Origin of the sequence: Goodfellowiella coeruleoviolacea, from assembly GCF_024171785.1 — a bacterium.
GTDB classification, from domain to species: Bacteria; Actinomycetota; Actinomycetes; order Mycobacteriales; family Pseudonocardiaceae; genus Goodfellowiella; species Goodfellowiella coeruleoviolacea.
Genome location: NZ_JAMTCK010000002.1, coordinates 360,804 through 374,826 on the forward strand (window position 1 = coordinate 360,804; position 14,023 = coordinate 374,826).

The 14,023-nt window shown below is 71.1% G+C and carries 10 protein-coding genes; 8 read left to right on the plus strand and 2 right to left on the minus strand.

Annotated features, from left to right (window positions below; translation table 11 throughout):
* The first annotated feature begins 34 nt into the window (after positions 1-34).
* Complete coding sequence (locus LX83_RS04990) at positions 35-1,594, plus strand: glycoside hydrolase family 43 protein (RefSeq protein ID WP_253767528.1); 1,560 nt, start codon at positions 35-37, stop codon at positions 1,592-1,594.
* A 112-nt stretch (positions 1,595-1,706) separates the two neighbouring features.
* On the opposite strand, the gene LX83_RS04995 is transcribed toward LX83_RS04990, so the two are convergent.
* A complete protein-coding gene (locus LX83_RS04995; RefSeq protein ID WP_253767529.1) occupies positions 1,707-2,117 on the minus strand; it encodes a PPOX class F420-dependent oxidoreductase in 411 nt (136 codons plus the stop codon).
* A 140-nt stretch (positions 2,118-2,257) separates the two neighbouring features.
* On the opposite strand from LX83_RS04995, the gene LX83_RS05000 reads away from it, so the two are divergent.
* The 6 genes from LX83_RS05000 to LX83_RS05025 all read left to right on the plus strand — a co-directional run bounded on the left by LX83_RS05000 (position 2,258) and on the right by LX83_RS05025 (position 11,812).
* Positions 2,258-3,274: a LacI family DNA-binding transcriptional regulator gene (locus tag LX83_RS05000; protein ID WP_253767532.1), complete on the plus strand. Its 1,017-nt coding sequence runs from the start codon at positions 2,258-2,260 to the stop codon at positions 3,272-3,274.
* A gap of 178 nt (positions 3,275-3,452) precedes the next feature.
* On the plus strand, positions 3,453-5,234 hold the full coding sequence (locus LX83_RS05005; RefSeq protein WP_253767534.1) for a glycoside hydrolase family 2 protein: 1,782 nt from the start codon (positions 3,453-3,455) through the stop codon (positions 5,232-5,234).
* Between the two features lie 622 nt (positions 5,235-5,856).
* The gene (locus tag LX83_RS05010) at positions 5,857-7,812 is read left to right on the plus strand and encodes a glycoside hydrolase family 9 protein (protein WP_253767535.1); all 1,956 of its coding nucleotides are present in this window, start codon (positions 5,857-5,859) and stop codon (positions 7,810-7,812) included.
* Positions 7,813-8,205: 393 nt separating this feature from the next.
* Positions 8,206-10,257, plus strand: a complete 2,052-nt coding sequence (locus tag LX83_RS05015; RefSeq protein ID WP_253767538.1) for a glycoside hydrolase family 48 protein — start codon at positions 8,206-8,208, stop codon at positions 10,255-10,257.
* A gap of 129 nt (positions 10,258-10,386) precedes the next feature.
* On the plus strand, positions 10,387-11,160 hold the full coding sequence (locus LX83_RS05020; protein ID WP_253767539.1) for a GH12 family glycosyl hydrolase domain-containing protein: 774 nt from the start codon (positions 10,387-10,389) through the stop codon (positions 11,158-11,160).
* Positions 11,161-11,494: 334 nt separating this feature from the next.
* Positions 11,495-11,812 (plus strand): iron-sulfur cluster biosynthesis family protein, encoded by a 318-nt coding sequence (locus LX83_RS05025; RefSeq protein WP_253767542.1) that lies wholly within the window; start codon positions 11,495-11,497, stop codon positions 11,810-11,812.
* Between the two features lie 110 nt (positions 11,813-11,922).
* Here the strand turns inward: LX83_RS05025 and LX83_RS05030 are convergent, their stop codons facing one another.
* Entirely contained in the window at positions 11,923-12,393 is a 471-nt protein-coding gene (locus tag LX83_RS05030) for a winged helix-turn-helix transcriptional regulator (RefSeq protein WP_253767544.1), read from the minus strand.
* 119 nt (positions 12,394-12,512) lie between these two features.
* Between LX83_RS05030 and LX83_RS05035 the strand changes: the two genes are divergently transcribed.
* Positions 12,513-14,009, plus strand: coding sequence for an MFS transporter (locus LX83_RS05035; RefSeq protein WP_407649487.1), 1,497 nt, complete (start codon positions 12,513-12,515; stop codon positions 14,007-14,009).
* Positions 14,010-14,023: the final 14 nt, after the last annotated feature.

Sequence of the window (14,023 nt, forward strand, 5' to 3'; positions counted from 1 at the left end):
CGCACCAGCACCGCGAGAAAGACGGAGATCCACCTTGGCGCGCTTCCGCAACCCCGTGCTCCCCGGCTTCCACCCCGATCCCTCGATCTGCCGGGTCGGCACGGACTACTACCTGGTCACCTCCACGTTCGAGTACTTCCCCGGCCTGCCGCTCTACCACAGCAGGGACCTGGTCCACTGGAGACAGCTGGGGCACGTGCTCGACCGGCCCGATCAGCTGCCGCTGGCCGGGGTGCGGTCCTCCAACGGGCTGTTCGCGCCGACCATCCGGTACCACGACGGACGGTTCTACGTGATCTGCACCCTGGTCGGCGGGCACGACCGGGCCGGCACCTTCGTGGTGACCGCGGCCGACCCGACCGGCCCGTGGTCGGACCCGTACTGGCTGCCCGAGGCCGAGGGCATCGACCCGTCGCTGTTCTTCGACAACGGCAGGGCGTGGTGCGTCGGCTGCCGGCCGCTCACCGAGCCCGACTACCCCGGGCAGACCGAGATCTGGCTGCGCGAGTTCGACCCGATCGGGATGCGCCTGGTCGGTGCGGAACAGGTGATCTGGCGGTCCGCGCTGGGTGGGGCGGTGTGGACCGAGGCGCCGCACCTGTACAAAGTGGACGGTCGGTACTACCTGCTGACCGCCGAGGGCGGCACCGGGCACGACCACGCGGTGATGATCGCCAGGGCCGACCAGATCACCGGGCCCTACCAGGGCAGCCCGCGCAACCCCGTGCTCACCCACCGCCACCTCGGCCGGGACCACCCCATCGTCGGCACCGGCCACGGGGACCTGGTGTGCACGCCCGGCGGGCAGTGGTGGATGGTGCTGCTGGGCATGCGCCCCTACGGCGGCTACTTCTACAACCTGGGCCGGGAGACCTTCCTGGTGCCGGTGCGCTGGGCGGAGGGGTGGCCGGTGGCCAGCGAGGGCACCGGCCGGGTCGAGGACAGCTACCCAGCACCCGACCTGCCCGAGCACCGGTGGCCGGCGGAGCCGGCCACCGACAACTTCGAGGCACCCACCCTCGCTCCACTGTGGAACGTGCTGCGCACCCCGGACAAGCAGTTCTGGTCGCTGGAGGAGCGGTTCGGCCACCTGCGGCTGCGGGTGCGACCACCGACACTGGCCGATTTGGACACTCCCAGCTTCGTCGGCCGTCGGCAGCAGCACATCGACTTCGCCGCGCGCACCGCGGTCGACTTCCAGCCGGAGTCCGAGCACGAGAGCGCCGGGCTGGCCCTGGTGCAGAGCGACGCCTTCCACCTCACGCTCACCGTGACCGGGCGGCGCCAGCGCGTGGTCCGCCTCGCCCGGCGCTACCAGCGGAGCACCGAGGTGCTCGCTGAGGCGCCCGTCGCCGAGGGCCGGGTGTACCTCGGGGTGGAGGCGCGCGGCCAGAACTACCAGATGCGCTTCGCGACCCGGCCGGACCGGTGGAAGCCCCTGGGAGAGCCGGTGGACGGGCGGCTGCTGAGCACCCCGGTGGCCGGCGGGTTCGTCGGCACCTACCTGGGCGTGTACGCCACCAGCGACGGCCAGCCCAGCAGCAACCACGCCGACTTCGACTGGTTCGAGTACCTGGCTCTCGACGCCGGCTGAGCACCCCGGCTGAGCACCCCGGCTGAGCACACCGGCCGAGCGCCTGGCGGCCGCGAACCCGCCGCTGGTTCGCGGCCGCCACCACAGCGCGCGATCGGCCCGGCGCGCCGGGTCAGCCGCTGCGGTCGGGCCCGGCGCGGTGCGGCCGGACGCGCAGCAGCGCCCGCTGTTCCTGCCGCATGGCCGCGCGGTACTCGGCCCAGTCCGGGTGCTCCCCGGACACCCGGCGGTAGTAGTCCTCCAGACCGGGCATGGCCTCGGGCAGCGACACGATCTCCGCGGTGCCCTCGACCTGGATCCAGCGGCCGAAGAACCCGTCGGGCAGCACGCACAGCCACACCCGGGGATCGCGGCGGACGTTGCGCAGCTTGTACGCGGTCTGCCTGGTGCTGATCACGACGTGCCCCTGCTCGTCCACGGCGGCCAGCACCGGCGACAGCTGCGGGGTGCCGTCCGAGCGCAGGGTGGCCAGCACCGCGTGGTGCTGCTGGCGGATGAACTCTCGTGCTGCGTCCAGGTCCATGCCCACATCCTGCTGTTCTGCTCGCCCGCGCGCCCGACTGCCCGCCATCTGCCCAGGTAGCACCGGTAAGCTGCGGCACGGGGCAAAACCGGTTCAGTTCGGTGGGGCACGGGTGCGAGGCCGTGCGGGGGAGGAGAGCGGTGAAACGTCCGACGATCGCCGACATCGCCAGGACCGCCGGCGTGTCCAAGGGCGCGGTGTCCTACGCGCTCAACGGCCGGCCCGGCGTGTCCGAGCCCACCCGGCGGCGGATCATGGCCATCGCCGAGGAACTGGGCTGGGCGCCCAGCAGCGCGGCCCGTGCGCTCTCCGACGGCCGGGCCGGAGCGATCGGGCTGGTGGTGGACCGGCCGGCCAGGGTGCTGGGCGTCGAACCGTTCTTCATGCAGCTGATCTCCGGCATCCAGGCCGCGCTCGCCGGCAGCCCCACCGCGCTGCTGCTGCAGGTGAGCGACCACCAGGAGGCCGAGCTGGCCACCTACCGCCGGTGGTGGGCCGAGCGCCGGGTGGACGGCACCCTGCTGGTCGACCTGCAGGAGCGGGACCGGCGCGTGGACCTGGTCCAGGAACTGGGCCTGCCCGCGGTGGTGCTCGGTGGCCCCGCCGGGGTGGCCGGGCTGCCGTGCGTGTGGACCGACGACGGCGTCGCCGTCGCCGAGGTGCTGGAGTACCTGAGCACGCTGGGCCACCGCCGGATCGTGCGGGTCGCCGGGCCCGAGGAGTTCCTGCACACCCAAGCGCGCTCCGCGGCGTTCACCGAGTGCGCCGCCCGGCTCGGCCTCGACCAGACCCGGATCGTGCACACCGACTACTCCGGCGAGGCCGGCGCGCGGGTGGCCCGGCGGCTGCTGGCCTCGGCCGAGGCGCCGACCGCGCTGCTGTTCGACAACGACCTGATGGCCGTGGCCGCCGTGGCGGTGGCCCAGGAACTGGGCATCGCCGTGCCCGGCCAGCTGTCCGTGGTGGCCTGGGACGACTCCGTGCTGTGCCGGCTGGTGCACCCGGCGCTGACCGCGGTCCGCCGGCCGATCGCCGAGTACGGCGTCGCCGCGGTGACCCTGCTCCAGCAGGTGCTGGCCGGGCAGCGGCCGGACAGCGTGCGCACCGCCGACCCGATCCTGGTGCCCAGGGCCAGCACCGGGCCAGCGCCGCGCTGAGCCCTGTCCCGCGTCCGCGCGAGCCGGGGCGACGCGCCGAACGCCCGGGTGGTTGCCAACCGGGTGCGGGTTTTGTGAGGGTCGGGGTGCTGGGCGGGCCGCGCGGCCGGCTGACCACCTCGGCGCCGTGGCCCGGCCCGGTGGACCGTGTCGCCACCCGTGAGGAGCCCGAGCACCGATGGATCACGCACTCCGCGAGGCCCACCCGCGTCCGCGCCTGGTTCGCCCCGACTGGCAGGACCTGTGCGGCCCGTGGGGCTTTGCCCACGACGACGGCGATGTGGGCGTCCGGGACGGCTGGTGGCGTGAGCAGGCGCCGTTCCAGAACACCATCACCGTGCCCTTCCCCCCGGAGTCGGCGGCCAGCGGCGTCGCCGCGCCGGGACGGCATCCCGTGGTGTGGTACCGCAGGGAGTTCGACCTGGTCCCGCCCGGGCCGGACCGGCGCGTCCTGCTGCACTTCGGCGCCGTGGACTACCGGGCCGACGTGTGGGTCAACGGGCAGCACCTGACCAGCCACGAGGGCGGTCACACCCCGTTCTCGGTGGATGTCACCGACGCGCTCGCCGACTCCGGCACCCAGGTGGTGACGGTGCGGGCCGAGGACGGCTCCGCCGATCTGGAACAGCCGCGCGGCAAGCAGGACTGGCGGAGCGAGCCGCACGTGATCTGGTACCACCGCACGACCGGCATCTGGCAGCCGGTGTGGCTGGAGGCGGTCCCCCGCACGCACGTCCGCCACCTGCGGTTGACCCCGCTGCTCGGCGAGGGCGTGCTCGACGTCGAGATCGGCCTGGCCGGGGTGGGACCGGGGCCGGTGCGGGTGAGCGTGCGGGTGGGCGAGCCGGACGACCCACTGGCCGAGGACACCTACCTGGTCCGCGGCGACACCGTGCGGCGCCGGCTGCCCCTCGACCAGCTGCCCTACGACGTGGAACCCGAGCGCTACCTGTGGAGCCCGGAGACGCCCAACCTGCACGACGTGCGCGTCACGGTCGAGCCGGCCGACCAGGGCGTGACCGACGAGGCGCTCAGCTACGTGGGGCTGCGCGCGGTGGGCGTGGACAACACCCACTTCCTGCTCAACGGCCGCCCCTACTACCTGCGCATGGTGCTGGCCCAGGGCTACTGGCCGGACACGCACCTGGCCGCCCCGTCCGGCGACGCCCTGCGCCGGGAGGTGGAGCTGGCCAGGTCGCTTGGCTTCAACGGCATGCGGCTGCACCAGAAGGTCGAGGACCCCAGGCTGCTGTACTGGTGCGACCGGATCGGCATGTGCGTCTGGGGCGAGATGCCCGCCGCCTACCGGTTCAGTTCCCGGTCGGTGGCCAGGACGGTGCGGGAATGGCTGGCCGCGGTGGAGCGCGACGCCAGCCACGCCTGCGTGGTGGCCTGGGTGCCGTTCAACGAGAGCTGGGGGGTGCCCGCCGCGGAGCAGCGGGAGGACCAGCGCGACGCCGTGCGCGCCGTGCACCACCTGCTGCGGGCGGTCGACCCGTCCCGGCCCACCCTGGGCAACGACGGCTGGGAGTACGTGACCGGGAACATCCTGGGCGTGCACGACTACTGCAACGACCCCGGCCTGCTGACCGAGCGCTACCGCGACCGGGACGCGGTGGCGCGCACCGTGCGCGAGGTCCGGCCGGGCGGTCGCCGGCTGACCGTGGACGGCGGCGTGCCGGCCGCACCGGTGGTGTTGACCGAGTTCGGCGGCATCCTGTGCACCGCCGATCCGGACACCGCGTGGAACGGCTACGGCGCGGCCGGCGACGCCGAGGCCCTGGTGCACCGCTACCGCGAGCTGATGGCGGCGGTCCAGGCCAGCAGCGCGCTGGCCGGCTTCTGCTACACCCAGCTCACCGACACCCTGCAGGAGCGCAACGGCCTGCTGACCGAGCACCGCGAGCCCAAGGCCGATCCGGCCGTGCTCGCCGCGATCACCAGGGACGCCGCGCGCTGATCCTGGCCCGCACCGCCTGCCCTTCGATTCCTGTCCTGTTCGGACGGACGAGGTACGGATCCCCTTGCTGGACAGTCGATCCTGTGTGGACCGACAACGGGCTGCTGGACCCGGCATGGTGTGGCCGGCGCGCCGGGCGGCGCCCGGTGCGGCCTGCCGGTGGGACCGGCCGGGTGGCGGTGGGGTGGTGGGGGCGGGTGCGGACCGCGCCGTGGTGCCGGGTCGCGCCCGCCCCGGGCCGGGCCGCTGGCCGGCCCGGGGCCCGCGGTCGGTTCGGCACTTGTTCTGGCTGGTCGTGGGCCTGGGATCGGTCCCAGTCCGGGGCCGTCCGGGGTGTGATTCCCGCTGAACCGGGGGCGGATCGGCGGGGAGGCGTGCACCGCGGCCGCCCGCGCGGCGGATGCGCGGCAGTTGGGGCAGCGGGTGCGGCGACTTGCCGCGTGCCGGGTGGGCCGAAGAGCGTCAAGGTCGTTGTTGGATCACAAACGTGGTTCTGGGGGTCTTCACAGGATGTTGCAATCTCGCTACTCTGCCGAAACTGGGAGCGCTCCCAGTGACTGCGGTCACAGCCAACGTCCGCCAGCACCCGAGTTCCGAATCCTGCTTCGAAGAGGAGGCAGCTGTGAGGATCGGTTTTCTGCGAACCGGTACGCACCTGGTGGTCGCGATCACCGGTGTGCTGCTGGTGTCGTCGGCCGCGGTACCACCAGCCGGTGCCGACACCGCGCCAGCGGCCACCCCCGTTGCCGCACCGGCCTTCAACTACGGCGAGGCGCTGCAGAAATCGATCTGGTTCTACGACGCACAGCGCTCCGGCACGCTGCCAGCGGACAACCGGGTCAGCTGGCGCGGCAACTCCGCGGTCACCGACGGCCAGGACGTGGGACTGGACCTGTCCGGCGGCTTCTACGACGCCGGCGACCACGTGAAGTTCGGCCTGCCCTTCGCGTTCAGCATGACCATGCTCGCCTGGGGGGCGATCGAGGAGCCGCAGGCCTACGCCAACTCCGGGCAGCTGGCGGCACTGCGGTCGAACCTGAGGTGGGGCACCGACTGGATCCTCAAGGCCCACCCCGCGCCCAACGTGGTCTACGGCCAGGTGGGCGCGGGCAACCCCGACCACGCCTGGTGGGGCCCTGCCGAGGCGATGCCCATGGCCCGCCCGGCCTACAAGGTCGACGCCAGTTGCCCTGGCTCGGACCTGGCCGGTGAGTACGCCGCCGCGCTGGCCGCCGCCTCGATGGTGTTCACCACCAGCGACCCCGACTACGCGCGAACCCTGGTCACGCACGCCAGACAGCTGTACGGCTTCGCCGACTCCTACCGGGGCAAGTACAGCAGCTGCATCACCGACGCCGCCAACTTCTACAACTCCTGGAGCGGCTACCAGGACGAGCTGGTCTGGGGTGCGATCTGGCTCCACCGGGCCACCGGGGAGCAGACCTACCTGACCAAGGCGGAGACCGAGTACGACAAGCTGTCGACCGAACCGCAGCGGCCGGAACACTCCTACCGGTGGACCATCGCCTGGGACGACAAGTCCTACGGCACCTACGTGCTGCTCGCCGAACTCACCGGCAAGGACAAGTACGTCACCGACGCCAACCGCTGGCTGGACTACTGGACGACCGGCTACAACGGACAGAAGGTGTCCTACTCGCCGGGCGGGCAGGCCTTCCTGGACACCTGGGGATCCCTGCGCTACGCGGTGAACACCGCGTTCGTGGCCCTGGTGCACAGCGAGCAGGTCAGCGACCCGCAGCGCAGGGCGCGCTACCACGACTTCGCGGTCCGGCAGGTCAACTACACGCTGGGCGACAACCCCCGCAAGGCCAGCTACATGGTGGGCTTCGGCAACAACCCGCCGCGCAACCCGCACCACCGCACCGCGCACGGCTCCTGGACGGACAACATCCAACAGCCCCAACAGAGTCGGCACGTGCTCTACGGCGCGCTGGTGGGTGGGCCCAGTTCGGCCAACGACGCCTACACCGACAGCCGGTCCGACTACGTGTCCAACGAGGTCGCGCTGGACTACAACGCCGCCTACACCGGCGCGCTGGCCAAGCTCTACCGCGAGTACGGCGGGCAGCCACTGGCCGACTTCCCCACCGCGGAGACCGCGGACGGCCCGGAACTGCTGGTGCAGGCGGCGCTGAACCAGACCGGCGGCAACTTCACCGAGGTGAAGATGTACGTGGTCAACACCTCGGCGTTCCCGGCCCGCAAGCTGACCGACAGCAGGGTGCGCTACTACTTCACGCTGGAGGAGGGCGTCACCCCGGCGCAGCTGAGCGTGCAGTCGCCCTACAACCAGTGCGACGCACCCGCGGCCCCGCGCCAGGCGACCGGCACCGTCTACTACGTCGAGGTGGTGTGCTCCGGTGACATCGCACCCGCCGGCCAGAGCCGCTACCGCCGGGAGATCCAGTTCCGGGTGACCAGCGCCGGGCGCTGGGACCCCAGCAACGACTGGTCCTACCAGAACCTGCCCGCCGCCGGCAGCCAGCCGGTGAACACCCAGAACATCGCGCTGTTCGACAGCGCCAACCGCCTCGTCTGGGGACGCACACCCTGATGAGGCCGGCGGGCCCGTTCCCCTTCCTCTCTCCTCTTCTGGAACGGGCCCGCCCATCAAGCCTCGGTCCGGGGCGTCTAACCGCGCCCGGCGCCCCGGACCGGGTTCCACCCCTCCCACCGGGCCAGTGCCCGCACGGCCGACGACCGGTTGCCACCGGCGGCCGGGGCAGCCCTCGCTGAACAGACCACAGTGGACGTTCAGCCCACAGTCGAGCGGTGTGGACGACCTCGTCCGCACGCTCACACTCGGTGCGTGACGCGGTCCCTGGTGCCGTGCCCGCCAACGGCGGCGGACACGGTTGGGCGGGCCGTCGACCGGGCCGACCACCGAGTCGAAGGGAAGAAACAGCAAGCAACGAACGACCAGTGGAGCATGGAGGAGAGCCGCGCCATGAGAACTCGGTTCAGAGCACGTCCGCGGAAGTGGGGCCCGCTGCGCGGGCTGCTCGCCGCCGCCGCGGTCGGGGTGCTGGTGTTCCCCGCCGGAGCCAGCGCGGTTTCCGCCGCGCCACTCGCCGAGCAGGACCTCGGCAGCCGGCTGGCCGCCGACTACGAGGCAGCGTTCCTGACGCAGTACAACAAGATCAAGGACCCGGCCAACGGCTACTTCCGCCAGTTCGGCGACCTGTTGGTGCCCTACCACTCGGTGGAGACGCTGATCGTCGAGGCCCCGGACCACGGTCACGAGACCACCTCCGAGGCGTTCAGCTACTACCTCTGGCTGGAGGCCACCTACGGCCAGATCACCGGTAACTGGGAGCCGTTCAACAAAGCGTGGAGGTCGATGGAGACCTACATCATCCCGGCCCAGAAGGACCAGCCAACCAACTCCGGCTACAACCCGGCCAAGCCGGCCACCTACGCCGCCGAACACGGCGACCCGTCCGGGTATCCGTCCAGGTTGGACAGTGGTGTCTCGGTCGGCCAGGACCCGATCGCCAATGAACTGAGTTCCACGTACGGCACCAACAACATCTACGGCATGCACTGGCTGCTGGACGTGGACAACGTCTACGGCTACGGGTTCTGCGGCGACGGCTCCAAGAACGCTCCCGCCTACATCAACACCTTCCAGCGGGGTGAGCAGGAGTCGGTGTGGGAGACGGTGACCCACCCGTCCTGCGAGACGTTCAAGTTCGGTGGCAAGAACGGGTTCCTGGACCTGTTCACCGGTGACTCCAGCTACTCCAAGCAGTGGCGCTACACCAACGCGCCGGACGCGGACGCCCGCGCGGTGCAGGTGGCCTACTGGGCCAAGACCTGGGCGGACAAGCAGGGCAAGGGCTCGCAGATCTCCTCGGCGGTGGCCAACGCCGCCAAGATGGGCGACTACCTGCGCTACTCCATGTACGACAAGTACTTCAAGAAGATCGGCAACTGCACCAGCCCGTCCTGCCCGGCCGGCAGTGGCAAGAACAGCGCGCACTACCTGCTCGGCTGGTACTACTCCTGGGGCGGCGCGGACGCCAGCGCCCAGTACCCGTGGGCCTTCCGGATCGGCTCCAGCGCGCCGCACCAGGGTTACCAGAACCCGCTGGCGGCCTGGGCCCTGGCCAACGACCCGCAGCTGAAGCCGAAGTCGGCGACCGGGGCCACCGACTGGGCGACCAGCCTGAACCGCCAGCTGGAGTTCCTCCAGTGGCTGCAGTCCGCCGAGGGCGGCATCGCCGGTGGCGCGAGCAACAGCTGGGGCGGTTCCTACGGCACGCCGCCGGCCAACTCCCCGAAGTTCTACGGCATGGCCTACGACTACCAGCCGGTGTGGCACGACCCGCCGAGCAACCGGTGGTTCGGCTTCCAGACCTGGGGCATGGAGCGCGTCGCCCAGTACTACTACGTGACCAAGGACTCCCGCGCCAAGTCCATTCTGGACAAGTGGGTGCCGTGGGCGATCAACAACACCACCGTGGGCACCGGGGGCAGCTTCGCCATCCCCGCCGACCTGCAGTGGTCCGGCCAGCCCAACAACTGGACCGGCAACCCGAGCACCAACACCAACCTGCACGTGAGCGTGCTCAACAAGAACAACGACGTCGGCATTGCCGCGTCGCTGGCCAAGACCCTGCTGTACTACGCGGCGGGTTCGGGCAACACCCAGGCGCGCACCACGGGTGAGAAGCTGCTCGACGCGCTGCTGGGCAACACCGACAGCAAGGGCATCGCCGTCCCGGAGACCCGGGCCGACTACAACCGGTTCGACGACACCTACTCGCAGGGCGGGCTGTACGTGCCCAACGGCTGGACCGGGAAGATGGCCAACGGCGACACCATCAACTCCAGCTCGACGTTCCTGTCCATCCGCTCGTTCTACAAGCAGGACCCGGACTGGTCGAAGGTGCAGAGCTACCTCAACGGCGGCGCCGTGCCCACCTTCACCTACCACCGGTTCTGGTCGCAGGCGGAGATCGCCACCGCCTTCGCCGTGCACGCCGAACTGTTCTGATCCCACCGGGAGCGTCCTCGGCCGGGCTGACCGGCCCGGCCGAGGACCGCGGCGGTCAGCCGTGCACCCCGTGCGGTCCGCGAGGGCCGCGCGGGACCAGCCCGCACAACGGCGAAAGGAATCCCCACCATGTCCCCGCGACCCACCGCACGCGTGCTCACCACCGGTCTTGCCGTGGCCTGCTGCCTGGCGACGCTCACCGCCGCACCGGCCGTGGCCGGCCAGGTGGGCGCAGCCGCGCAGCTGTGCGGCAAATGGGACTCGACCCCCGTCGAAGGGGGCCGCTACATCGTGCAGAACAACGTCTGGGGCGCGTCCACCCCGCAGTGCATCGACGTCAACGGCACCGGTTTCACGGTGACCACGGCCGGGCACAACAACGCCACCAACGGCTCGCCAGCGTCCTACCCGTCGATCTACGCGGGCTGCCACTACCGGAACTGCACCACCGGCAGTGGGCTGCCCAGGGCGGTCAGCCAGCTCAGCGGCGCGCGCAGCAGCTGGAGCACCAGCGTGCCCAGCCAGGGCGTCTACGACACGGCCTACGACCTGTGGTACGACCCGAACCCCAACCAGACCGGCCAGAACGCGGGCGAGCTGATGATCTGGCTCAACCACCGGGGCAGTGTCCAACCGGTCGGCTCGAAGGTCGCCACCGCGCAGGTGGCCGGTGCCACCTGGGACGTGTGGACGGGCAACATCGGCTGGAACGTGATCAGCTACGTGCGCACCAGCCCGACGACCTCGGTCAGCAACCTCGACCTCAACGCGTTCACCCAGGACGCCGTGTCCAGGGGGTCGATCAACCGGAGCTGGTACCTGACCAGTGTGCAGGCCGGCTTCGAGCCGTGGCAGGGCGGCACCGGGCTCGCCACCCACTCGTTCTCCTTCTCCCTGGGCTGATCACACCCGGACAGGGCGGGCCGGGCAGGGCAGGGACGAGTCAGCCGGGTGGAACAGCGGTTCGCCCCAACGGCGAGGCAGGACCGCACCAGCGGCTGGCCGGCTGCCCGGCTCGCCCGCTCGCGACGGTGGCGACACCGTCCGGCCGCGGTGGGGATACCAAGCCCGTCCCCACCGCGGCCCCCTGCCGCCCACTGGTCCGCGCCGGCCTCGGCACCGGCGCTGCGCGGCAGTCGGTGCTGGTTGCGGCGCTGGTCCCGGCGCTGAGCCGGGCCCGGGGTTACGGTGGGGCTGCGGACAGGACAAGCAGCAGTCGATCCGGAAGGAACGCGGCATGCTCACGGTGACAGACGCGGCTGCCCAGGCGATCAGCATGCTCACCGCCAGTGACAGCAACGCCAACGGCAGCCACCAGGCCGGTCTGCGGTTCAGCGTGCAGGAGGAGACCAACGAGGGCGCCGCGCTCGCGGTGACGGTGGCTCAGCACCCCGACGAGGGCGACCAGGTGGTGACCTCCTCGGAAGGCGCCCAGGTGTTCCTGCAACCCGAAGCAGCGGACTACCTCGACGACAAGGTGCTCGACGTGCAGAAGAACGTCAAGGGCGAGTTGAACTTCGCACTGCGCGAGCAGGGCCAGACCGACTCGATCTGACCCACCGCACGCACCGAGCGTCTGGAGTAGACAGTCCACTCGGACTGTCCGGGTGAGCTGCGCCCGGGTGTGGCCGGCCGGATGCGGCCGGCCCGGTTGCGCTGCCCTGCTCAGGCCGCGCCCGCGGTCGCCCGTGGACTCTCCGGGGCCTCCGTCCCCACGGCCCCGGCCTCGCGCCGGTCGTACTCGACGCGCGCCGCCGCGATTTCGTCCTGGTGTGCCTCGGTCCACGTGACGAGCGCCTGGATGGTGTCGTGCAGCGTCGCCCCCAGCGGCGTCAGCTCGTAGTCCACCCGAGGCGGGACCACGGGGTAGACCGTGCGCCGAACCAGACCGTCGCGCTCCAACTGGCGCAGCGTCACGGCGAGCATGCGCTGGCTGATTCCGTCGATCTCCCGCCGGAGTTCGGTGAACCGCAGGGTCCGGCGGTCGAGCAGCGCGATGACGAGCAGCGACCACTTGTCCGCCACCCGGTCGAGGATCTGGCGGACCTCGCACCCCTCCCGTGCGTCCCACTGTCGTACCTGGTCGTCGTCGGTTCCCCGGCAGTGACTGAGTGACTTCGAAATGCCTTCTTCCACAGCTGACCAGGGTGCATCAGGATCAGAGCGGTAACAAGAGGGAACTGACATGCGGTCCGGTAACCGGGCCTCGTCGTGCCCTCGTCCTCCTCCATCCGCTGTGCTCAAGGAGCCGTTCTGTGTCCACACCGTCACTACCCGCTGCCCGCGACGACCGGCTGCGCGGGCGTGCCTGGGGAATGCTCTTCGTGCTGTGCGGCGCGATCTTCCTGGAAGGCATCGACGTGGCCATGCTCAACGTGGCCCTGCCGTCGATCCGCGCCGAGCTGGGTCTGTCCACTGGGGAACTGCAGTGGGTGATCAGTGCGTACGTGCTCGGCTACGGCGGGTTCATGCTGCTGGGCGGCAAGGCCGCCGACCTGTTCGGCCGGCGCCGGATGTTCCTGCTCTGGCTGGGCGTGTTCCTGCTGTTCTCCGGGCTCGGCGCGTTCGCCTCGACGGGCTGGATGCTCGTGGTCGCCCGGTTCGTCACCGGTGTGGCCGCGGCGTTCATGGCCCCGGCCGGCCTGTCCATCATCACCACCAGCTTCGCCGAAGGACCCCAGCGGGACAGGGCGCTGCTCATCTACTCCGGCACCGCGGCGGGTGGCTTCTCCATCGGCCTGGTGGTCGGTGGGCTGCTGACCGCGGTCGACTGGCGGTGGGTGTTCCTGGCCCCGGTGATCCTCACGCTGCTCATCCTGGTCGCCGCGGTGGTCTTCGTGCCCCGCTCCGAACGGCCCGACCGCGCGGGCCAGCGCGTCGACCTGGTCGGCGCGGTCACCGTGACCGGCGCGATCGTGCTGCTGGTGCTCGCCGTGGAGCGCGCCGCCCACACCAGTCTGATGTGGACAGTGGTCACCGTCGCCGCCAGCCTCGCGCTGTTCGCGGTCTTCGTGCTGGTCGAGCGCAGGGCGAGGACACCGCTGGTGCGTCTGGGCATCCTGCGGACGGGATCGCTGCTGCGCGCCAACCTGGCCGCGCTGCTGTTCTCCGCCGGTTTCTTCGGCTTCCAGTTCATCGCCGTGCTGTACCTGCAGGAACTGCGCGGCTGGTCCACCGTGCAGACCAGCCTCGCGCTGCTGGTGATCGGCATTGACGCGGTGCTCTCGCCGACGCTCACCCCGAGGCTGGTCAACCGCTTCGGCAACGCCAGGGTCATCCTCGGTGGCCTGGTGCTGGCCGCGCTGTCCTACGCGCTGTTCCTGCCGGTCGGCGCGGACTGGACGTACGCGGCGATGTTCCCCAGCCTGCTGCTGCTCGGCCTGGCCTTCACCCTGGCCTACGGGCCGCTGACCATCGTGGCCACCGACGGCGTCGCCGAGGAGGAACAGGGCCTGGCTGGCGGGCTGCTCTACACCTGCTTCCAGTTCGGGGCCGCACTGGGCCTGTCCGCGGTCACCGCGGTCAGCGGGGCCGCCACCGGGGACGACCGGACGCCGGACGACCTGCTCGACGGCTACCACGCCGGCCTGCTCGTGCCGCTCGTCGCGGCCGTGCTCGCTGCGGTCACCGGCCTGTTCGGCCTGCGCCGGCGCTCCGCTGCCGCGCGCGCCAACGACGGGACCGGACAGTCCGAACAGTCTGGACGGTCCGAACAGGACGATCCGGCCGTGCCGTCCGGGGCGCTCCACTGAGCCGGTCGATCACA